The following is a 22,929-nucleotide window of genomic DNA, read 5'->3' on the forward strand; positions in this document are numbered from 1 at the left end:
TTTTAACGCTTTATAATTATTTTTCGCTTTGACAATTTACACTCTTTTGTTATAATAAAATTATGAAAAAAACAAAAGATATTAATGTGTTAAATGATTACTTTGTGAGATATCTATTCTCATCGACGACAGATAAAAAATTATGATAAAAACTGATAGTATATATAATAATACTAGCAGTTTTTATAAACAAAATGAATAAAATTAACAAAAATATGGCTAAAAAAAATAACACTATATTCGTATGCGATAATTGTGGAGAAAGCACAATTAATTGGATGGGGAAATGTCCTTCATGCGGTTCTTGGAATAGCTTAAAACCTTTTACAGAGCCGTCTCAGGACACTAATAAATCCATAAGAGAAAGAACTTCAACATCAGCTAATACTGATAAGGCATCATTGACTCCGCTAAAAAAAATAAAAACTAATGATAGAACTAGAATATCAACAAATATAGATGAACTTAACAGAGTATTAGGCGGAGGAATAGTACAGGGAAGCGTTATATTAATAGGCGGAGAGCCGGGAATAGGTAAATCTACCCTACTACTTCAAACTGCATCTAATATTGCTAAAAATGAAAAGGTTTATTATTTCACAGGCGAAGAATCTCTTGAACAAATAAAATTAAGAGCAGACAGACTAACATTAGAAGATTCTGACTTTTTAATATCTTCAGAATCGAATTGCGATAATATAATAAATACTTTATTAGATGACACTCCATCTCTTGCTATAATAGACTCTATACAGACAATATACAGTCCTTCTACAAATAGCATAGCAGGCTCACCAGCACAAATAAAAAACTGTGCTTGGGCTTTGATGCAGACTGCAAAATTAAAAAATATAACAATATTTTTAGTAGGTCATATCACAAAAGAAGGTACTATAGCAGGACCTAAAATACTAGAACATATTGTAGACTGCGTATTATATTTTGAGGGCGATGATAAAGGAATATACAGAATATTAAGAGCGGTGAAAAATCGTTACGGTGCTGTTGATGAGGTTGGAATATTTGAGATGGCAGAAAAAGGATTAATGGAAGCTAAAGATCCTTCAAGAGTATTCACAAGAGGAGTTAATGAATCAGTATTTGCTGGAAATGTTATAACTCCTGTCATAGAAGGAAGCAGAGTATTTTGCGTAGAGCAAGAGGCATTAGTAGGAAGCAGTGCATTTGGATATCCTAGAAGGCTTACCATAGGTTATGATCAGTACAGACTCCTAATAATAATAGCGATATTAGAAAAAAGAGCACATTTAAATCTTTCAAATCAAGATGTATACATAAACATAGCAAACGGACTCAATGTCAAAGAAACTGCAAGCGATTTAGCGATAGCAATGGCAATAGCTTCTAGTATGTCCGGAATATCAATTCAGAGAACTACTGCTTATATTGGAGAATTGGGGCTTTCTGGAGAAGTAAGACCGGTTAGATTTATAGAAAGAAGGATAAAAGAGATGCAGAAATTCTCTCTTAAGGAAGTATACATATCTAAGAGAGCTGTAAAAGAAATTAAAAATCCGGGTGATATAAAGATAATAGGCATAGATCATATATCTGAAGCCGTTAAAAGGCTTGGTATTGGAAATTAATAAAAATTTACGAATCAAAAAAAGACTTGGGCAGGTGTGCTTTTTCTAATTAAACTGTGAAATTATTTAAATTAGAATTTCAATTAAAGCTTTAAATAATAAAGGGCGGGGTATGTAAATAGATTTCAATATATAAAGTTCTTTTTAAAAACCCACCCATTATACTTTTTAATTTTAAATGCATATAAAAGTTTTTATTAATTTTTTTAGTCAATTTATAAAAGCATGCCCACCCAAATTTTATTATGCTTTTTGATTTATTTAACGCACGTTAAATAAATATATATATTTATAATTTAAATTTTAATTTTTAATTATTTTATATTAAAAATTTTGTTTACCGTGCGGTGATGATATCAATAATTTAATAAGAATTTTATCTACTATGACTTTTATAATTAAACTAAGTTAAAGCTTTAACGAATCTAGTATCTAAATAGTTACTTATATAAATTATTATTATATATTCTCCCCTAATTTACTTATATCAATATCTTTAAACTCATTATCTATTAACATTTTTATAGATTTCACACCGAGTTTATTTAGTTCATCAGCAGTTTCAAAATAAAAATTATCTATATTATTACATTGATGAGCATCTGAATTTATAGTAATAGGTATATTCTTCTCTAATAATTTTTTTATAATTCTTTTATTAGGATAATGTGCATTCAAATTATTTTTGTTCATTAGTTTAGTATTTATTTCGACTATAGATTTACTCTTTTCAATAACATCTATAACTTCATCTGTCTTTTCTATATACCAATCTTCTTCTTCTGTAAAATATTCTTTATTCAAATTATATTTTTTTACCAAATCTAAATGCCCTATAATATCAGGTTTCTGATTTTCTATCATCTTTATAACATTATCATAATATCTAAAAATAACTTCTTTAATACTGCCAAAATGATTTATAGTTTCATTAAAAGTATCTCTTGACATATCTATAGGAAAGTACGAATTATGACTATCATCAATATAATGTACAGAACCTATTCTATAATCAAGTCCCATTTCTTTATCAGTATCCTTATTTAAATTTGAATAATAATCGCCTTCTATTCCCAAATAAATCTGTATTTTATCTTTATAAATATCTTTTGCTTTTTTTATATTATTTAAATATTTAATAGTATTTTCTTCAGACATAGAAGTATCATCTATATAAAAATGAGAATGCCCTGAAAAACCTAAACTGATTAATTCTTTATCTATAGCATATTGTATATTTTCTTCAACCGTATTTTTACCGTCGCAGTATATAGTATGTGTATGTAAATTTGATATGTATTTCATTTATATTCCTTATATAATAAAATAAAACAATAATATAAATATATATTAAAAAATATTTTTTTAAATACAAAATTGAAAATATTTGACAAAATAACAATTTAATATATAATTGTCTTCGTTAATATTTAATATTTAAGCTCGGGTGGTGGAATAGGTAGACACAACAGCTTGAGGTGCTGTCGGGTAACACCGTGCTGGTTCAAGTCCAGTCTCGAGCAAATATTTTTATTCAATATTTCTAATACTATTTATTTTCCAAGTTATTATCTTTATCAGTATTTTCTATTTTATTTACTATAACCTTGTCTATTCTGGCACCGTCCATATCAACTATTTCTAAATTTAAATTTTTCCATTCTAAAGATTCGCCCTCTCTAGGCACATGCTGTAATAATTCTAATATTAAACCGCTTATAGTATTATAATGATTGGAAGCATTTTCATCTTCTATTTCAAAATACTCTAAGAAATCATACATTGGACATTGCCCGTCTACAAACCAACCGCCATTCTTTCTTTTTCTAATATCTTTACTGTCTTTTCCCTCGGTTACAGAACCTACTAAAGCCTCAAATATATCGCTTTGAGTAATCATTCCATCTATATTTCCAAACTCATCTGATACAAGCCCTATTTTTGTATTATTCTTTTTCATATCTTCAAGAACCAAATAAACTTCCATATTATTATGAAAATAATTGGCTTTCTTCACAAATTTTTCTATTTTAGCTTTTGATGTATTGAGTTTATCAAATATATCAGTTACCCTTACAACCCCCAAAATATTATCCAAATTTTTATCTGCAACAGGATAAGCAGAAAAAGAATGTTTTGATACTATTTTTTTTATCTCTTCGTTACTCATATTAACATCTAAAAATACTATATCATTTCTATGCGTCATTATAGACTCTATTTTTCTGTCTCCCAAAAAGAAAGCTCTCTCTATAATATCCTGTTCTATCTCCTTAACTTCTCCGCCTTGTCTTCCCTCTTCTATCATAGATTTTATTTCTTCTTCAGTTATAGGAGTTTTATCATCTTTTATTCCTAAAACTCTCGAAACTAATAATGCACTATTGGATAACACCCATACAAATGGAGCACCTATCTTAGAAAGTATTGTCATAGGAGCCGCAACAACTTTTGCTATTCTTTCAGGCATTACCATTCCTATTCTTTTAGGTACTAGTTCTCCGAATATTAATGTAAGATATGTTACTAATGCCACCACTAATACCTGAGCTATTACAGAAGAATAAGATGAAGGAACATTTATTTTGATAAGTAAATTGGCAAGCTCTTTAGCAACAGTATCGCCTGAGTAAATACCTGTTAATATACCTATTAAAGTTATACCTATTTGTATTGTAGATAAAAATTTATCGGGATTATCTGCTAAAGTTAATGCTGTTTTTGCACCTTTATTTCCTTCTTTGCTGTCTTTCATTAATGAAGATTTTCTTGCAGAAATTACTGCTATTTCTGACATGGCAAAAATACCATTTAAAAGTATTAACACTATTATTATTATTATATCCATTTTAATTTATCCTTAAAAATAAAAAAATATTTATTAGATTTAAAAAATTGAAAAGAAAATAATACGATTTTATAGAGGGAAGTATTAAAATATTTGTATAAAAAGAGTAAGTACTGAAAGTATTATCCTTAATAAAATTATTTTCTATTATTGCTTATAAAAAATACATATTAAATTTTTAAATATATAAACGAGCAGCTAATAGCTAACAAAAAAACTTGTAAGCTATTTTTAAGCTAGTTTAGCTTTAGCAATAATGAATATATATTATAATATAATATAAATAAAACTTCAAGTATTTGTAAATAAAATTTTACTATATAATATTAATTTGTTTTTAATAATCTATTATAATTGTTTCAAAACTAATTTTATTTATTAATTGAGTGCCGACGAAGTAGATATATGGTGTCAGCATATAAAAGACTACATATTTATGTACTAAAATAGCAAATTATACAACATAGAAAACATTATTTTTATAATTGATAAATAATGAAAATTTCATATACAATCCTGTCAGGTGCTTTTGAAAAAAATCTAATATAGTGAATTTTTTTACTATTTATTTTGTGTAAATATAAAAATGCATATATTACAGTATTTGCAGCTTTTGCGGCGGGAAAAGTTGATAAAATAACTTTTAAATAATTTTAATTATTAAATAAAACATTGACAAAATAAAATCATTTTAGTATATTATAAAAATTAAATAATAATTAAATTTATAATAAAGGAAAATTTGATGAGCGATAAAAAGGCAAAAGCTATTTTACTGTTATCCGGAGGCTTAGATAGTACACTTGTAGGAGCCATATTAAAAAGAGAAAATATTGATGTGCTTGCTTTAAGATTTGTTACGGGATTGGAATATTCTGTCATAAAAGAAGAATTACTTGAAATATATAGTGAAGATCCTGCTAAAAAAGCTGCAGATTTTCTTAATATACCAATAAGATTTGTATCATTGAAAGATGTTTATTTAGATATGTTTTTAAATCCTAAATACGGCTATGGAAGTGCAATTAACCCATGTTTAGACTGTCATATATTAATGCTTAAAACTGCTAAAAAAATAATGGAAGATGAAGGATTTGATTTTATAGCGACAGGAGAAGTAAAAGGACAAAGACCTATGAGTCAGAAATCTCAGGACTTGATAAATGCTATAAAAGAAAGCGGACTTGAAGGAAAATTATTGAGACCCTTATCTGCTAAACTTTTACCTATAACTAAAGCTGAAGAAGAAGGACTTATAAACAGAGAAAATCTTTATGATATATACGGAAGAAGCAGAAATGTACAGATGAAATTGGCAGAAGAGTTTGGCATAACAGACTACCCTATACCTGCAGGTGCCGGATGTTCTATAGTGGATAAAGGATATGCCAGAAGATATAATGATTTAATTTCTAATAATGGGAAAGATATACTTAATATAGAGCTTATGCAGTATTTAGCTATAGGAAGACATATAAGAATGAATAAAAATGTTAAACTTCTGCTTGGAAGAAATGAAAAAGAAAATGATGCTTTGGAGAAAAGAAAAAGAGTAAACTGTATAATATTAAAACCTAATTATAATAGAGGACCTTTAGGATATTTAGAAATATATGATGATAATGCAGAAAATATTGATAAGGATATAATATATAAATCAGCTATGATAATGGGATATTTTTCAAAAGAGGAAAATGAAACTCTGTCAATAACAGCATCATACTATAATGATTGTAAAGAATATAAGAATGAAGTAATACAAATAAATAATAAAGAATCTAAAAATACTAAATTTGAGCAGATAGTTTAAAATAATAATACCCTTTCAAATTATTCATTCAAAAGGGCATCACTATAACTTTTAGGATATTTTTATTTAACTTACTTTCTTATCGGAATAAATATAACTATCTTTATATGCTGGTATCTTTTTTATTTCAGCTAAAGCTTTTTGAGCTTCTTCTCTGGTTTCATATCTGCCTACTTTTAATTTATACATCATTTTTCCGTCAGACATAGTTTCTTCTTTTATAAATGCTTTTGGGAATTTAGCTTTTAAACTATCTCTAGCAGAATAAGTATTATCTTTGTCATAACCTACAGCAACCTGTATAAAGTATATAGAATCAGATGAAGAACTTCTAGTATAAGGCACAGTACTTTTTGCAGGAGTTGTTGTCTTAACAGGAGCTATACTAGCCATTTGCTGAGGGGGAGTATATGTTGTGTTAGGAGCCAATCCGGCTGTATCTTTTTCTTTAATATTTTCATTGATAGCATCTAATTCAGAAGCTAAATTCTGAGTATATTCATTGTATCTGTCTGCAGAAGTATTTCCTTCTCTGATAATGCTATTGTTGTTAACTTCAGCATCATATTCACTTAATGCGGTAATATCATCATTAGGCATATCAGCTGTACTTGTTTCTGTTGATGCCATGTCTTCACTGTCCTGAGCATTTCTCATTAAAGCTGCAATAGAATCATCAGTATTATTTGCATGAACAGGTTTTGAACCGCCTAAATGAAAACCTAATACAAATATAAATAAAATTAAAGCAACAGAACTGATAGAAAATATCAATAATCTTATAGGGGTAAAATTAACTATATAAAGAGTTTTTTTTCTGCCAATATTGCGATTAATAGAAGCGCCTTTTTCTTCTATGTTTGGATTTTGATTTAACTCCATAATACCTTCCTAATTTTTTAGAGATTATAATTAAATTATTATAATCTTTCATGTTGTTTATTAGAATATCGGCATCGAATCTATTATTTTTAACATCTCTTTGCATTTTTAATCTTTTTCTTGCTTCAGTTTCTGAAATATTTCTAGTTTTTTTCATTCTTTTAATAATATCAGAAGTTTTTGCATTGACATATATTAGGCTGCTGCATATAGAAGTAATTTTGCTTCGCATAATAAGTGCCGCTTCTATAACAACATCTTTATCTGTGCTTTCTACCATCTCTTTTACTTTATTTTCTATATACGGATAATTAAGTTCCTGAAGTCTTTTTAATCTTTTAGCATTGCCAAACACTATATCGCCAAGTTTTTTTCTGTCTATATTATTATTTTCATCTAATATAGATTCTGAAAACTCTTTTACTATATTATCTTTATTATCAATCAAAGCCCTATGCCCTATCAAATCGGCATCAATATATAATGCATTCATTTCCTTAGCAAGCATCTTAGAAAATGAACTTTTTCCGGAGCATATAAGTCCATATACTCCTACAATATTTCTTTCCATAACTATTTACTATTTTAAATTAATTAACAGCATTAGCATTGGTATTAGTGCTTTGAACTGTATTTGTTATATAAGGCATTACTATTTGATTTAAATTAACTTTATTTAAAAGTCTTCCGTCTATAAGTTTAACCAAAGAAACATTTTCATCTGCTGTTATAACCTTTATCATACCTACAGCACTATTGTAACCTCTAGTAGATAAATCAGTTCTAGGTATCGATGTATCATAAAGAATCAAATTCATATTATTGGTTACGCCCTGCATTCTTCCAGCATTTATATATATATTATCATTATGAATCTTTATAACTTTTGAATAGAAAGGAATACTATTATTTATAACCCTTCCTGCCATAACAGCAGCACCCATTACCTTTTCTCTGCCTCTGGTCATAACAGTAAAATTAGTAACAACTTTTTCACTCTTAACATCTACTAAATCAAGCATGATAGTAAAAGTATCATTATTTTGAAAAGCAGAACCCCTTAAAAAATAATCAACATTTCTTCTATTGAGTTCTCTATATAAATCTATTGTATCATAATAATTTGTATACATCTCTAATACTTTAAATCTTCCAAATTGAGGAAGTACATAAGCCAATGTCTGATATAAAGATGTATTCAAAAATAAAGGACTGTCTTTTTGTGCCGTAATAGTATCTGTTATTGCCACTGTGAATCCCGGAGTTTCTATATTGTATTGTTCTATTCCCCAAGATTTTGAAACTATATTTTTATCTAATTTTCTTTTATAACTGTCATATTTATATATAATTGATTTCTCTTCAGGATTAACATTTTTTGCTATCTCTAATTCTTCTAAAGATTTTTCTTCCAACCCCATTCTTCTATAAACATCTGAAAGCATTAATCTTGCATAAGTGTTAGCAGGATTTAATTTTAACATGTGTTTTAAATATGCCTGAGCTCTAACATTGTCAGCAAGTCTAGTATAATAAGAGGCTAAATTTCCATAGTATAAAGCAGCCCTATCTCTCTCATAATCAGGAGTAGGATTAGTATGAAGCAGAACTCTCTCATAAGCAAGTCTTCCAAGTTCATCTTCAGGCTTAGTTCTAAGGTAATTTATATATGCATTTTTAGCACGTAAATAATTATTAGCTCCCTCATAAACATTACCTATATAATAATATTTAGAATCATTTTTAAATCCTGTATCAGGCATATATTCTAATATAGCTATTGCCTCATCATATCTATTTAAAGAAATAAATACATTAGCTTTCAATATATTAGCATCATTATAATTGGTATAGTAAAATAAAGCATTATTAATTTCATCTAAAGATTTATTATATTCTTTATTCAAATAATAATAATTAGCTAAATGATAATAAGATTCAGCCATTCTAGGATTATTTGTCATATTTTCATTAAATAATCTTAAAGCAGCATTACTGTCGCCATTAGCAAGATACAAATATGCCAATGAAACAGTAGCCTCAGGTCTTACCCTATTGATAACCCTAGCCCTTTCATACATATTCATAGCTGTTTGATAATATCCGGATCTCTCACTGAGAACACCTTCTGCATAATTAGCTATATAATTTTTATTATCCAATTGCTTTATAGTATTAACAGTTGTTCTCGCTTCTGAATTTCTATTATTTAAAAGCTCCATAATTAACTTTCTTTCAAGCAATCTGTAATTTCTTGAATGATATCGTTCAGCATCTGCTATTAAAGTTTCAACCATAGCAAAATTATTTAGTTTTATATAATTATCTATCAATAACAGATATAAATCTAAATCGCTAGGCTTAACATTAAGAGACTCTAATATTCTTATGGAACTTTCATAATTTCTTTCATTATACAGTTTCAAAGCATTTTCTGCAGTATTTTGAGAAAAAGCATGAAAAGCCAATATTTGAAAAATAAAAAGACTTAACAATAATCTTTTTTTAAAAATATTTTTCTTCATATTTAAAATAACACCTTATCTCATAGTATTTCTTGCCTGTATTTGTCTTCTTAAAAATGCCGGTTTTTCCAAATCATTATCAATAGTAGAAGTTTCGCCAAATATAGACATTTTTGAACCCATTTTATTATGCTTATCCATATAATCATCTGATACTATATCAAATGGATTTTTGTGATAATCAGAATGGGGATTATTATGTTTCTCCTCTTCTTCAAAACGCATCTCTTCTGATATTCTTTCTTTTGTTTCATATCTATGAGCATACTCTGAATTATTATTAACTATAGTTCTATTAAATGTTTCTTTAATATCTTTTTTATTATCATTTTCTTCTTCATTATTATTTACAGTGATACTATCATTGAGATTATTAAATCTATTTGCTTTAGTTATTAGAGGTTTTTTAAGATTTCTAATATAATTTTCAAATTTATATTCTTTGGTTTCTTGAACTTTATCATTATTATTTGAAATTAATACATTTTCTTTAATTTCCTCTTTCTCTTCTTCTATTACTGCTTCATTTTTTTCTATTACTGCTTCTACTGATTCATCTTTTTCTATATTAATTTCTGAATTAATATTCAAAGTTTCAAGTTCTACTTCATGTCCTTCCTGAGGTTCTTTGACTATTGTATTTATATTATCTATATCAACTATATTTTCAGCTATATTTTTTGATGATATTTTACTCTCAGATATTATCTTTTCACTTACTTCTGCTTTATTAATTTCATTTTTACTGCTGCTTATATCCTCTTCTTTTTTATTATTAGTATCAACAGCAGGAGAATATGAATTATTAGCAGATACATCATTAGAACTATTAGAATTATTATTATTATTTATAATTTCACTTTTATTTGATGATGCAGATTTATTTATTATATCATTAGCATTTGAATCTATATCTTTATTTTCAGAATTATTCTTAGAATTAGCATCAAATCCTGTAGCAACTATTGTAACGATAATTTCATCTTTAAGCTCTTCTTTAGGACAAACCCCTATTTTTATATTAGCATTATCATTAGCATAATTATTAATGATTTTACTAGCCTCTCTATACTCTTTCATAGCAAAATCTTTAGGACAAACTATATTTGCAAGTATACCTCTTGCATTTTTTATGCTTGAAACATCTAAAAGAGGATTTTCAAATGCATTAGTTATAGCTTTTTGAAGTCTTTCATCTCCCTTACCTACACCTATACCTAAATGAGCTCTTCCATTAGATAGGGAAATCATAGTCTTAACATCTGCAAAGTCAACATTAATGAATCCTGTTTGAGTTATTATATCGGATATTCCTTGTACGCCCTGACGAAGCACATCATCTACAACTGATAATGCCTCTTCATAACTGTAATTATCCATATCAACCATATCATAAAGGTTTTCATTAGGTATTATTATAAGAGAGTCTACTACAGTAAGCATTTTATCAATTCCAGACTCAGCACGGCTCATTTTCAATTTACCTTCATATTCAAAAGGCTTAGTTACAACTCCTATAGTTAAAGCCCCTGCTTTTTTGGCTGCTTCAGCAACTACAGGGCTTGCTCCCGTTCCTGTACCGCCTCCGAAACTGCTTGCAATAAATACCAAATTAGCTCCGTTTACAACTTCTTCTATATTGGCAATATCCTCTCTGGCAGCCTCAGCACCTTTTTCAGGATCTGTACCTGCCCCTAGTCCCTGAGTTACTCTGTCTCCTAAAACTATTCTTGTAGGAGCATTAGAACGGGATAATGCTTGAGCATCTGTATTCATAGCAATAAACTCTACATCTTTTAAGCCTTCTTCTATCATTCTGTTTACAGCATTGCAGCCGCCGTTTCCGATACCTATTACTTTTATTACAGTATCTAATGATGAAGAATCATTATTAAATGCCATTTTTTCGCTCCCTTTCATATTGTCTGCCAATTCTATGCGATAGTTAGGATTCATTGCAACTCCCCTTGCTATATAATAGAATTTTTAATTAAAATTCCTTTAATTAAAAATAAATTTATAATAAACATATTTCAATAAACATAATTATATTAACATAATTGTCAAATTCCGCAAGTAGTAAAAATAAAAAAAATATGTTATTATGTTAATCGGATTCTTTTATTTTTTAATTACAAAAAATATTATGTTAATTAAATCTTTTTAAAATATTTGAGTTATTATAGATTTTAATATATACTAATAAAGAATTAATACTATTTACAAGCAAGAGAATATTTATGAACATACATTTACATACTTTTGGATGCCGGCTAAATCAATATGAAAGTGAGAAAATATCTTATGAATTAAGAAATATGGGGGCAAACATCACAGAATTAAATAATGCCGATGCAATAGCTATAAATACATGCACTGTTACTAATGACAGCGATAAAAAACTCATTGCCTATTTAGAAAAACTTGGAGACATATCCCAAAAAAAAGTATTTCTAATAGGATGTTATGTTTCAAAAAAAGATAAAGACTCCTCTATCATACAGGATAATATTATACTCATACCAAATGAAAAAAAAGAAGAGGCTTCTGAAATAATATTTAATACGATGCATAATAACTTAGAAAACAAAATAAATAATCCAATATTTTTTCCTCAGGAGCAAAGCAGAGCATATTTAAAAATACAGGACGGATGCGAAGTATTCTGTACTTACTGCATAGTTTCAAGGGTAAGAGGTACTCATAGAAGTGTAGAGCCTCAAAAAATATTTGATGCTGTAAAAATGGCTAATGATTACGGTTATAAAGAAATAGTATTAACAGGACTTAATTTAGGTTCATACAATTACAATAATGAAATTAGCTTCTATAATATACTCACTCAAATATTAGAACATTCTTCAAAATACGGCATAAGAATAAGGCTTTCATCTGTAGAACCGCTTTATTTTGATGACAACCTTATAAACCTATTTAAAAATGATGATGTACTTTGTCCTCATGCACATATACCGCTTCAATCTGGAAGCAATAAAATACTTAAACTTATGAACAGAAGATACACAAGAGAAGATTATTTATCAGTTACAGAAAAACTATACAAAACTAATTCAAATATGGCAATAAGCAGCGATGTAATGGTTGGTTTTCCTCATGAAGAAAATAATGATTTTAATGATACTTATGATTTATGCGAAAAGTCAAAGTTCATAAAGATTCACATATTTAGATATTCTAACAGAGAAAATACTCCTTCTTCAAAAATGGACTCTCAAGTTGGATACAGAACAAAATTAAAAAGAGCTAAAATATTAAATACTCTAAACGGCAAATTAAAAGATTTATACTACAAAAATGCCGAAGGAAGAAATCTAAAAATAATAATAGAAAAAACTTTATCAGACAATAACTATATAGGAACAAGTGCCGAATACTTAAAATGCAAACTTCACAGTGAATCCTCTCTAAACAAAAAAGAACTTACAATTGCAAAGGCATTGAAATATGAAGGCGGTATTATGCTCTGTGAATAAGTATATAATGAAAAATACTAGTTTTTCTATATTTGTTTAAATTTTTATTTCGTACGACTAAGTATGACTTTGCAAAAGCTAAAAATTATATATTATTAATGATTACATACTAAAAATTTTTAAGTTTGTCAAAAATGTATTTAAAAATTTTATTTATTTGTTGGTAGTAGCCAGCCTCTATATTTGCATAGGAAAGGACTGCATATTTACATACTGAAATAATTAATTTAAGTCTAATACTTGGAATAATAGATAAATCAGAATAATATATAACTTATTATACGCTTAGTATTAAAAATACAGAATAATAATGAAGTAACTTTTCAAAATATATTCCATTAGAGTGAATATTATAATCAGCTTTGCTTCATATATAGCATTTCATATAAAATTTCATTAAATAAATCTAAACTACCACTTGACAATAGTTGTTTTAGTTTTATATTTTATAAAAGTATTTAATATATTTCTAATGGAGAATAAAAAATGAATTCTAAAATGAAAGTAGCTGTTATGACAGATTTACAAAAAATTGATTTCATAGAAAGAGATATACCAAAACCCAAGAATGATGAAGTTTTAGTAAAATTAGAATATGTAGGAGTTTGCGGTTCTGATTTGCATTACTATGAACATGGAGCTATAGGAAAGTATATTGTAAAGCCTCCATTTGTTTTGGGACATGAATGCAGCGGTACAGTGGTAGAAATAGGAGATAAGGTTAAACATTTAAAAGTAGGAGATAAAGTAGCATTAGAACCGGGTAAAACATGCGGAGAATGCGAGTTTTGCCGAAGCGGTAAATACAATCTATGTCCTGATGTAATATTTTTTGCAACACCTCCTATAGATGGAGTATTTCAGGAATATGTAACTCACCCTGAACATTTATCTTTCAAACTTCCTGATAATTTAACTACTATGGAAGGCTCTTTAATAGAACCTTTATCTGTAGGAATGCATGCGGCTATGCAGGGAGATGCCAAATTAGGACAAACTGCATTTGTTACAGGTACAGGATGTATAGGTTTATGCTCTATGCTGTCATTAAAAGCATGCGGAATATCAAAAGTTTATGTAATAGATATAATAAAAAAGCGTTTAGACAAAGCATTAGAATTGGGGGCTTCCGGAGTTATAGATGCTTCCAAAGAAGATGTGGTTAAAAGAGTTTATGAATTAACAAATGGAAAAGGAAGTGATTTAACTATAGAGACATCAGGTGCCGAATCTGTAACAAATCAGGCTATAGAATTTGCTAAAAAAGGTTCTACTATAGTATTAGTCGGATACAGCAAAACAGGAATGGTAAATATGAATTTAGGTTTGGCATTGGATAAAGAATTAACTTTCAAAACAGTATTCAGATACAGACATATATTCCCATTATCAATAGAAGCTGTATCAAGCGGAGCTATTAACATAAAAAATATAGTAAGCAATATTTATGAATTTAGTGATTTGCAAAATGCGTTGGATAATAGCCTAAATGATAAAGAGAATATAGTAAAAACAGTAATAAAAATTTAATCTATAAAATATTTAAGTACTTACAGATATATGAAATTTAATTATATATCTGTAAGACTAATATCATATATAAAGTCTGTTTATTATAGTTTTATTATTTTCCCTCTTTACCTGAAGTTTATAAATTTTATATGAGGAATCTTTAAAATCTTCTCTGTAATGAGCCCCTCTGCTTTCATCTCTCTCAAGCATACTCAAAGCAATCATCTTAACACTTTCTATAATCAAATAAATTTCTATAGAACAATCTTTAATATTTTCTTTTATACTATAATTGCCTCTAATCTCATCTATCTTAGTTAAGAAATTTTCTATTTTTTCTCTGCTTCTTGCAACAGATAAATTTTCACTTACTAATTCTCTTATTTTTTTAAGAACTTCATTTTTTTTCAAAGTATTTCTCTTATCATCTTTTGAAATATCATTAATCCAATTATTAAATTCTTTTTCTATAATATTTAATTTTTTATCATTATTATCAAATTTATTATTTTTAATATATTTATAAGCATCCTTTACAGCATTATTTCCAAATACTAAAGCACCTCCTACAGAATTACCCCCAAGCCTATTAGCTCCCTCTATAGCAGATGATAATTCACCAACCGCATAAAGCCCAGCAACACCTGTAAATCCATTGCTGTCTATTTTAATACCGCCATTACAGCTATGGGCAAAATGAGTTATTAAAGTCTCATCTTTAAATAAATCAATATTCATTTCATTTTTAAGCCAATCTAAATAAACAGTATAAAACTCTTCTTTATCTTTATATAAATCTTCAGAATATTTTAGTCTTACACCGCCGTAAGGTATTTTTAAATCTATTTCACTGCTTTCAAAATCTGTACTGAAAGGAGCATAACTGCTTCTTTCAATCCATAATCTTTTATTTTTATCATTGCTTATTCCGTCAAAAATTAATTTATTATTCTCATCATACATACCAATACAATATTTAAGAGTATGCTCTCCAAATAAAACATTATATCTAGGCTTTAAATAAGCAGGTATAAATTGAATAAACTCCATATTTTGTGCATAAGCTCCTGCATCCAATGCAGCAATATGACATGTACCATTAATTTTTTTAGGATATAAACTATTTTTATAATTTCCAGCAACTCCCCCAGCAGCCAAAATTATTACTTTAGATTTTATAAAGAAAAATTTATCTTTATTTTGAAATATAGCACCATAAACTCTATCATTATTCTTTATGATTCTTATTAAAGAACTTCATTCAAATATTTTCAATCTTTTATTTTTTCTAAAAATTTTATTTGCTCTTTTTCTAGCTTCATTCCAATCATTAATCAAAAAATATTTCTTGAATATCTAGCAAAACAAGCAGGTCTTGAATCCTTTCTAAGCCAAGGTTTAAAACCAATTCTTTTTAGAAGATAAACATCTTTTTTAATATTTTTTATATAGGTCTTTATAAGTTCAGGATTTTCAACACCTTTTCCCATATTAGTTATATCTTCATAATATTTATTATAATCATTTTTATCTTTTGATGCTTGTATGCCTAATGTGGCTTTTAGAGGAAAATAAGAAGCCCCTGAACAAATCTTGAAAGAATCAGCAAGGAATACTCTCTTAAAACTTTTTAATGCTCTCTCAGCAGCAATAAGTCCGGCTATTCCTCCGCCTACAATTAACACATCACAATCAAACTCTTTATTTATATTCATAGCAATACTCTCATATATTAATATCTTATTTTTTCATTACAATACAATATTATAATATTTTTATAAAATAATCACTCTACAATTAAAATATCAGCACTTCTATTTTTATATAATGCCAAAGAAACTATCAAAGTAAATACTTCGCTTATAGGCAGAACCAAAACCAAACCTATAAACCCAAAAATATTTGGAAGTGTTAATACCAATACAACAGGTAAAATCATACTTCTTAAAGCAGCAACAATTGCAGAAACTCCTGCCTTTTGAACAGAAGTATAATATGCACTCATTATAATATTTATTCCAACTCCTATAAATGTAGGTATAGAAGTTCTTACAAAAAATAAAGCATCGTCAAAAGTCTGATTATCAACATCTTTTAAAAGAGTATTAACAAGCAGACTAGGATTAATCAAAAGTATAATAGAACTTAATACCGATATAAAAGTAATTAAAAATACAGATATCTTTAAAAAATCTTTCATTCTATTTTTATTTCTAGCCCCATAAGAAACACTTACCAAAGGTTCTAATGCCTCGCCTATAGAATATGCAAGCATTATAAAAAACATTATTGCATAATTAGCAACAGAATATACTAGTATGCCTCTATTTCCTGAAATATTGTATGCTGTTATATTGAAAAGCCAAGGAATGAGTCCTGATGAAAAATTGCTTAAAAACTCAGAAAATCCATTAAATGCTGCTTTCAGTATATATATCCATCCTCCATAAACTTTTATTATCTTCAATCTGCAATTTGGTTTAAAGAAATATAATAATCCCATTAAAAAAGCTATTATCTGTGAGATTGCAGTAGCCCAAGCAGCTCCGGAAATACCGAAATCAAATACTATAATAAAAATAGGATCTAAAATCATATTCACTAAAGATGATATTATAAACATTGAAGAAGCAAATTTCGGAGAACCATTTAATCTTACAAACTGACTTAAAACATAAGCCATTCCCCAAAAAAATGTAGCAAAAAGTACACCCTCCACATAATCCAATGATAATTCATAAACTACTCCATGTGCACCAAAAAAAGGAAGAAGACTCTCTCTAAATATATATGCTATAACTAACGGAAAACTTGCTATAGTAAGAACTACGATTAAAGTTTGAGTAAATATTAAATTGGCCCGTCTTATATTATTTTCACCTATACATTTTCCTGCAAGAGCAATAGAACCTATAGTAAGCATTACATAAATACCGAAAGACAAAGCAGTTATAGGCCATACTATATTGATTGCAGTAAAAGCCTCTGCCGATATAAAATGTGCTACAAAAAAACCGTCCACAAATACAGCAGTACTTCCCATTATCATGCCCAATATACTAGGTATTGCAAATTTTGAAAATAAATTTATGCTGCTGCTTTCTATTAAAGTTCTATTATTAAGTTCCATTTATTATTCCTTTAAAATAAAAAGAAAACATATACTAAAGAAAATGATTAAGATATAAAAAATAAATTATTAATAGTATGTTTTTTGACTAAATATATTATAGTCAATTATTATTTTATGTCAATATTACGAGTTAATATTAAATAATAATATTTTAATTAATATATAATAATGTATAATAATTTAATATTACTAAAAGGAATAAAAATGCAGATAATAAAATACGATATAAAATATATTAAAGAAGTTTTGAATATATGGAATGAAACTATAAAAGAAGGCATATATTTTCCTCAAATAGAAATATTATCTAATGAAGAAGAAGCTAATAAATATTTTAGCTCTCAAGACTATACAGGTATAGCAGTGGATAATGATAAAGTTTTCGGTGTGTATATACTTCATCCGAATAATATAGGAAGATGCGGACATATATCCAATGCCTCTTATTCTGTAAGTAAGGACTCAAGAGGAAAAGGAATAGGAGAAGCATTAGTAAGAGATTCTATGAAACAAGGTAAAAAATTAGGATATAAGATACTTCAATTTAATGCTGTTGTAATATCAAATATTAATGCACATAAATTATATGAAAAAATAGGATTCAATAAAATAGGCGTTGTTGAGAAAGGATATATGAATAAAAATAATGAGTATGAAGATATTGTACTTTATTATATAGATTTATAAATATAAAAAACAAGGAAGATAATTATTAATTATATTCCTTGTTTTATAATTTTTAATTAATTAATTTTTATGCTTTTTTTAAAGGTACAGGAAGGCTTTTTACTGAATTTACTTTCTCATCAGTAATAGCTTTAGTAGGACATTTAGCTATACTCTCATTTGTAACAACATAATCTGCATAATTCACTATAGCAAGATAATTGTCAACTTTCATACCGCCTTCTTTAGTATTTTTAACGCATATATTACATCCTATACAAGCTCTGTCGCAAGCCTTTTTAGCTATAGGACCTTTATCTTTAGATTTACAATAAACATGTATATCTTGAGAAACTGGGTGAATCTCAATAAGTTTCTGAGGGCAAGCTTTAACACAAGCACTGCATGAAACACATTTATCTTCAACTATAACAGGCATTCCTGTTTCTTCATCTCTGATAATTGCTCCAAATTCGCAAGCGTTCATACAATCATAAAAGCCAACACATCCATAAGAACATTCTTTATTTCCTCCTGCCATAACAGCAGATACGCAAGTTTCAGCACCAGTATAAACTTTATTAGATTTAGCTATACCATTATGTCCATGACAGAAAATATATGCTCTTGTTTTCTCTTTTTGCTCAGGAGCTGCCTTACCCAAGAAATCAGCAACTTTAGAAGCAGTATCAGCACCGCCTACAGAACAGCCGTCTACAGGAGCTTTATCATCAACTAAAGCCTTAGCAAACTGTGCACAGCCCGGAAAACCGCATCCGCCGCAGTTAGCACCGGGAAGCATTTCAGTAAGTGTTGTAACTCTTTCATCTACTTCAACTCTGAAAATTTTTGAAGAAAATATTAATAAAACAGCCAATATCAAAGCAATTAAGCCTGAAGATATTGAAGCTACTAAAACAGATGTCATCATTTTTATTATCCTTATAAAATACTTCTAACACTCAAAATCATATTTTTATTATTCCGGAAAAACCATAGAAAATAAGTGCAAGTATACCTGCTGTGATGAAAGGCATAGCAGGACCTTTGAAAGCTTCCGGTATATCTGCAGTCATTAAACGCTCTCTTATACTAGCCATTATAACTAAAGCTAATGTAAAGCCAACTCCTGCACCTAAAGCGAATACTATATTTTGTATAAAGTTATATTTATATAAAACTCCAAATAAAGCTAATCCTAATACACAGCAGTTAGTAGTAATAAGAGGAAGGAATATACCTAAAGCCAAATATAAACTTTCGCTTGTTTTTCTTACAACCATTTCAACAAATTGTACCAAAGCCGCAATTACTATAATGAAAAGTATAGTTTGTAAAAATTCTATTTTAAAAGGTACTAATATATAGTATTGTATCATCCAGCTAACAGCAGCAGTCAAAACCAATACGAAAGTAACGGCAATACCCATACTTATTGCTGAATCTAATTTGTTGGATACGCCTAAAAACGGACATATACCTAAAAATTTAGTTAAAACGAAATTATTAACTAAAACAGTTGCTACAAATAATAAAATTAAATTAACCATTAGCTTTTCCTCCTCTAGCATCTATAGCTCTTTTAATAGCAATTAAAGTTCCTAAAGTGAAGAAAGCACCAGGAGCCATAATCATAACAACCCAAGGAGTAGTAATTTCATTATATGCATTCAAAGCAAAAGGCATAGCAGACTCAAAGAAACCTCTTAAAGTACCTACTATATCAAATCCGAGCCAAGTACCATTACCTAAAATCTCTCTGATAGAAGCAAGTAATGTTAAAGCAATAAAGAAACCTACACCATTACCTAAAGCATCAAAAATACTAGGTATAATTCCGTTTTTATTAGCAAAAGCCTCTGCCCTTCCTAATATTATACAGTTTACAACTATAAGCGGAATATACGGACCTAATGCCAAAGATAATGTATAAAACTTAGCTTTCATAACAATATCTGTCAAAGTAACGAAAGCTGCTATAACCACTATGTATCCCATGATTCTAACTTCATTAGCATAAATCTTCTTAATAAGAGAGATTAAGGCAGAAGAACAAACCAAAACGAATATAGTAGCTACAGACATACCTATAGCATTCATTACGCTGCTTGTAACTGCCAAACTAGGACACATACCAAGAACCTGAACGAAGGTAGGATTATTTTTCCAAACACCTTCCATAAATACCTGAGAATTTTTCATAATAATTTAACCTTGATTTAATTAAGATTACACTACTACATTGTATCATAAATCATAATTTTTTCAAGTAAAATTATGATTTACAAGTCATTAATTATATCTAAATTTCAACAAAATTTTATATTAACAACTATATTTTTATATATTTTATCACTTAACATCATCTTTGATTTTGAAAAATGACATAGCTTCTTCCAACTTTATAGATAATTCCTCTAATTCTTCAGAAATTTCACTTACATCTTCTGCCAATTCAGTATTATTTCTTGAAATATCTTCCATATTTAGTATATGAGAACTAATGGAATCTATACCATCTTTCTGCAGTTTTAAGGCACTGCTGAAATTGGAAAGTAAAGAATAGGCTTTTTCTAGCTTTCCTTTCATATCATTGAATAATTCCTTAGATTGATTCGTAGACTTAGCCGCTAATTCTATACGCTTCTGACTCTCCTCTATAAGAGAGGATATATCTTTAACTGAACCTGATGTGCTTTGTGCTAAATTTCTAACTTCATTTGCTACAACAGAAAAACCTCTTCCATTTTCACCAGCCCTTGCTGCTTCTACAGATGCATTTAAAGCTAATATATTTGTTTGAAAAGCAATATTTTCTATTACCTTTGTAATATCTTTTATTTTATTACTAGCTTCACTTACTGAATTAGCATTATCTGCAGCTTCAGAAATACTGTTGTCAGCCATATCTATGGAATTATTAGCATCTTTCATTATATTAATAAGTTCATTAGCATAATTAGTAGTTTCTAATACAGAATCCCCTATATTATTAGTTATGTTTGAAGTTTCCTGCATTTTATAAGAATTATTTTCTGTTTCAGCATGCAGCTTATTATTCTTTGATGATATCTCTCCGGCTTTATTTTTTGTATCTGCTGCAATACTATTGGCAGTATTAACAGCATTCATTAATGCTAATTTCATATTATAAAAGCTGCACATAAGTACCCCTATTTCATCTTTTCTAGTACTGCATGAAATATTATTATTATTAGCTATATGACCATTAGATATATTATCAGCTTCATCTACAACCATATTTAAAGGCAAAATTATAGATCTCGCTATCAATTTACCAATAAAACAAATTATAACAGACATAACAATGGCTATAATTATAACTATTTTTGTTAGTTTATTCTTATCTCCGTAAATTTCATCTTGACTGTAGCTTACTATAAGATACCAAGGAGTATTATTTATAGGATTGAATAAAGATATTTCTGACACATTATTATCATCTACATATTCCAAAATACCTTCTTTATTATCCAAAACATACTGAAAAAATTTATCCTCTCTTTCTCTTATAGTTTCAGGCTTTCTCTCATAAGCTGATGTACCTATTATATTACTTTCATATATGTATAGTTTATTTGTATCATTATGTGCTATTATGTTTTTATTCTTATCTATAATAGTTATAGAGCCTGTTCGTCCTAATTGACTTGGGGTAATATAATCTGATATAAACTTCATCCAATTAATAGAACTATTCAAAACCCCTACAACCTTTCCATTTTCATCTTTAACACCTTTCCATATAACACATATAGCATTAAGAGGATTGGCTGAAGAAGGCTGAATTAAATCTCTTCCGGCAAAATCATATCCTGTATCTCTAAATCTAGTCCAATCAGATGAATTTTTTCCATAGTTTATATGAAGCAGTTTTCCGCCTATAGAATCGAGTATTATATTAGCATCAAAATTTACAAGAGAATAATTATAAAAAACCTGTGTATCTGAAACCTCTCTAGTAAATTCCTTTAATGATTCTTCCGCTGCCAATTTATTTTCTTCTGTTGGATTGACTAAATATCTTGAAAGATTTGGGTCTTTAGAATATAAATCCATAACCAAGCGTTTTTCTGAAAAATATAAATCAATCATATCAGAATACGATTTAGCCGCAACTCTAAGTCCTTTTATCGCCGTATCTTCTATAGAATTAGAACTTACTATTGTAATTATAAGAACTATAATAAACATGCATAATATAAAAGTAATTGAAATTATAAAAGGTATTCTAAAGGAAAGATTATTTATTTTCATAATACATAAACCACATAAAAAATAAACTAAAAAAAATTTAGATATTTTTTAAAAAACTAATTATTTTTTATAAGATATAATATAGTCAAAAAATATAAAAAAATCAAATTCCTAAATAATTTAATTATAACAATAATACATACATTCATTTAATATAAATAATAAAATTTCATT

At 27.9% G+C, this 22,929-nt stretch carries 18 protein-coding genes and 1 tRNA gene; 6 read left to right on the plus strand and 13 right to left on the minus strand.

Going from position 1 to position 22,929, the window contains the following annotated elements; translation table 11 throughout:
- The first annotated feature begins 215 nt into the window (after positions 1–215).
- On the plus strand, positions 216–1,607 hold the full coding sequence (gene radA, locus BHAMNSH16_RS02755; RefSeq protein WP_039954969.1) for a DNA repair protein RadA: 1,392 nt from the start codon (positions 216–218) through the stop codon (positions 1,605–1,607).
- A 459-nt stretch (positions 1,608–2,066) separates the two neighbouring features.
- Here radA and BHAMNSH16_RS02760 read toward each other — a convergent pair whose 3' ends face one another.
- Positions 2,067–2,912, minus strand: a complete 846-nt coding sequence (locus tag BHAMNSH16_RS02760; RefSeq protein WP_069731731.1) for a histidinol-phosphatase — start codon at positions 2,910–2,912, stop codon at positions 2,067–2,069.
- Between the two features lie 136 nt (positions 2,913–3,048).
- On the opposite strand from BHAMNSH16_RS02760, the gene BHAMNSH16_RS02765 reads away from it, so the two are divergent.
- Positions 3,049–3,130: transfer RNA gene (locus tag BHAMNSH16_RS02765), tRNA-Leu, on the plus strand.
- Between the two features lie 26 nt (positions 3,131–3,156).
- Here BHAMNSH16_RS02765 and BHAMNSH16_RS02770 read toward each other — a convergent pair.
- Positions 3,157–4,455 (minus strand): hemolysin family protein, encoded by a 1,299-nt coding sequence (locus BHAMNSH16_RS02770; protein ID WP_069731732.1) that lies wholly within the window; start codon positions 4,453–4,455, stop codon positions 3,157–3,159.
- A 745-nt stretch (positions 4,456–5,200) separates the two neighbouring features.
- Between BHAMNSH16_RS02770 and BHAMNSH16_RS02775 the strand changes: the two genes are divergently transcribed.
- Positions 5,201–6,265 carry a thiamine biosynthesis protein gene (locus tag BHAMNSH16_RS02775; RefSeq protein ID WP_008730821.1) on the plus strand — a complete coding sequence of 355 codons (1,065 nt, stop codon included), beginning with the start codon at positions 5,201–5,203 and terminating at the stop codon, positions 6,263–6,265.
- Positions 6,266–6,331: 66 nt separating this feature from the next.
- Here BHAMNSH16_RS02775 and BHAMNSH16_RS02780 read toward each other — a convergent pair whose 3' ends face one another.
- The 4 genes from BHAMNSH16_RS02780 to ftsZ are packed head-to-tail and all read right to left on the minus strand — an operon-like array spanning position 6,332 to position 11,628.
- Positions 6,332–7,147, minus strand: coding sequence for an SPOR domain-containing protein (locus BHAMNSH16_RS02780; RefSeq protein WP_008730819.1), 816 nt, complete (start codon positions 7,145–7,147; stop codon positions 6,332–6,334).
- Positions 7,098–7,718, minus strand: a complete 621-nt coding sequence (coaE, locus tag BHAMNSH16_RS02785) for a dephospho-CoA kinase (RefSeq protein ID WP_008730817.1) — start codon at positions 7,716–7,718, stop codon at positions 7,098–7,100. The genes BHAMNSH16_RS02780 and coaE overlap by 50 nt, the downstream gene beginning before the upstream one ends.
- Before the next feature lie 19 nt (positions 7,719–7,737).
- A complete protein-coding gene (locus BHAMNSH16_RS02790; RefSeq protein ID WP_008730815.1) occupies positions 7,738–9,672 on the minus strand; it encodes a tetratricopeptide repeat protein in 1,935 nt (644 codons plus the stop codon).
- A 15-nt stretch (positions 9,673–9,687) separates the two neighbouring features.
- Entirely contained in the window at positions 9,688–11,628 is a 1,941-nt protein-coding gene (ftsZ, locus tag BHAMNSH16_RS02795; RefSeq protein ID WP_069731733.1) for a cell division protein FtsZ, read from the minus strand.
- Between the two features lie 284 nt (positions 11,629–11,912).
- Here ftsZ and BHAMNSH16_RS02800 point away from each other — a divergent pair, with 284 nt between their 5' ends.
- The gene (locus BHAMNSH16_RS02800; protein ID WP_008727199.1) at positions 11,913–13,166 is read left to right on the plus strand and encodes a MiaB/RimO family radical SAM methylthiotransferase; all 1,254 of its coding nucleotides are present in this window, start codon (positions 11,913–11,915) and stop codon (positions 13,164–13,166) included.
- A 486-nt stretch (positions 13,167–13,652) separates the two neighbouring features.
- Positions 13,653–14,696, plus strand: a complete 1,044-nt coding sequence (locus BHAMNSH16_RS02805; protein WP_008727198.1) for an NAD(P)-dependent alcohol dehydrogenase — start codon at positions 13,653–13,655, stop codon at positions 14,694–14,696.
- Between the two features lie 63 nt (positions 14,697–14,759).
- Here the strand turns inward: BHAMNSH16_RS02805 and BHAMNSH16_RS02810 are convergent, their stop codons facing one another.
- From BHAMNSH16_RS02810 to BHAMNSH16_RS02815, 3 genes are all read right to left on the minus strand, one after another.
- Positions 14,760–15,926, minus strand: a complete 1,167-nt coding sequence (locus BHAMNSH16_RS02810; protein ID WP_308461618.1) for an FAD-binding protein — start codon at positions 15,924–15,926, stop codon at positions 14,760–14,762.
- 86 nt (positions 15,927–16,012) lie between these two features.
- Positions 16,013–16,393: an FAD-binding protein gene (locus BHAMNSH16_RS14455; RefSeq protein WP_241033640.1), complete on the minus strand. Its 381-nt coding sequence runs from the start codon at positions 16,391–16,393 to the stop codon at positions 16,013–16,015.
- Between the two features lie 71 nt (positions 16,394–16,464).
- On the minus strand, positions 16,465–17,808 hold the full coding sequence (locus BHAMNSH16_RS02815) for an MATE family efflux transporter (RefSeq protein ID WP_008727197.1): 1,344 nt from the start codon (positions 17,806–17,808) through the stop codon (positions 16,465–16,467).
- A 207-nt stretch (positions 17,809–18,015) separates the two neighbouring features.
- Here BHAMNSH16_RS02815 and BHAMNSH16_RS02820 point away from each other — a divergent pair, with 207 nt between their 5' ends.
- Positions 18,016–18,498 carry a GNAT family N-acetyltransferase gene (locus BHAMNSH16_RS02820; RefSeq protein ID WP_039953876.1) on the plus strand — a complete coding sequence of 161 codons (483 nt, stop codon included), beginning with the start codon at positions 18,016–18,018 and terminating at the stop codon, positions 18,496–18,498.
- 67 nt (positions 18,499–18,565) lie between these two features.
- On the opposite strand, the gene BHAMNSH16_RS02825 is transcribed toward BHAMNSH16_RS02820, so the two are convergent.
- From BHAMNSH16_RS02825 to BHAMNSH16_RS02840, 4 genes are all read right to left on the minus strand, one after another.
- On the minus strand, positions 18,566–19,408 hold the full coding sequence (locus BHAMNSH16_RS02825; RefSeq protein ID WP_008727195.1) for an RnfABCDGE type electron transport complex subunit B: 843 nt from the start codon (positions 19,406–19,408) through the stop codon (positions 18,566–18,568).
- A 37-nt stretch (positions 19,409–19,445) separates the two neighbouring features.
- Positions 19,446–20,027 (minus strand): electron transport complex subunit RsxA, encoded by a 582-nt coding sequence (gene rsxA, locus BHAMNSH16_RS02830; protein WP_008727194.1) that lies wholly within the window; start codon positions 20,025–20,027, stop codon positions 19,446–19,448.
- Positions 20,020–20,679, minus strand: a complete 660-nt coding sequence (gene rsxE / locus BHAMNSH16_RS02835) for an electron transport complex subunit RsxE (protein ID WP_008727193.1) — start codon at positions 20,677–20,679, stop codon at positions 20,020–20,022. The genes rsxA and rsxE overlap by 8 nt, the downstream gene beginning before the upstream one ends.
- Positions 20,680–20,829: 150 nt before the next feature.
- On the minus strand, positions 20,830–22,755 hold the full coding sequence (locus BHAMNSH16_RS02840; RefSeq protein ID WP_008727191.1) for a methyl-accepting chemotaxis protein: 1,926 nt from the start codon (positions 22,753–22,755) through the stop codon (positions 20,830–20,832).
- Between the last annotated feature and the right edge of the window lie 174 nt (positions 22,756–22,929).

This window comes from Brachyspira hampsonii, assembly GCF_002214805.1.
In the GTDB taxonomy this organism is placed as follows: Bacteria; Spirochaetota; Brachyspiria; order Brachyspirales; family Brachyspiraceae; genus Brachyspira; species Brachyspira hampsonii.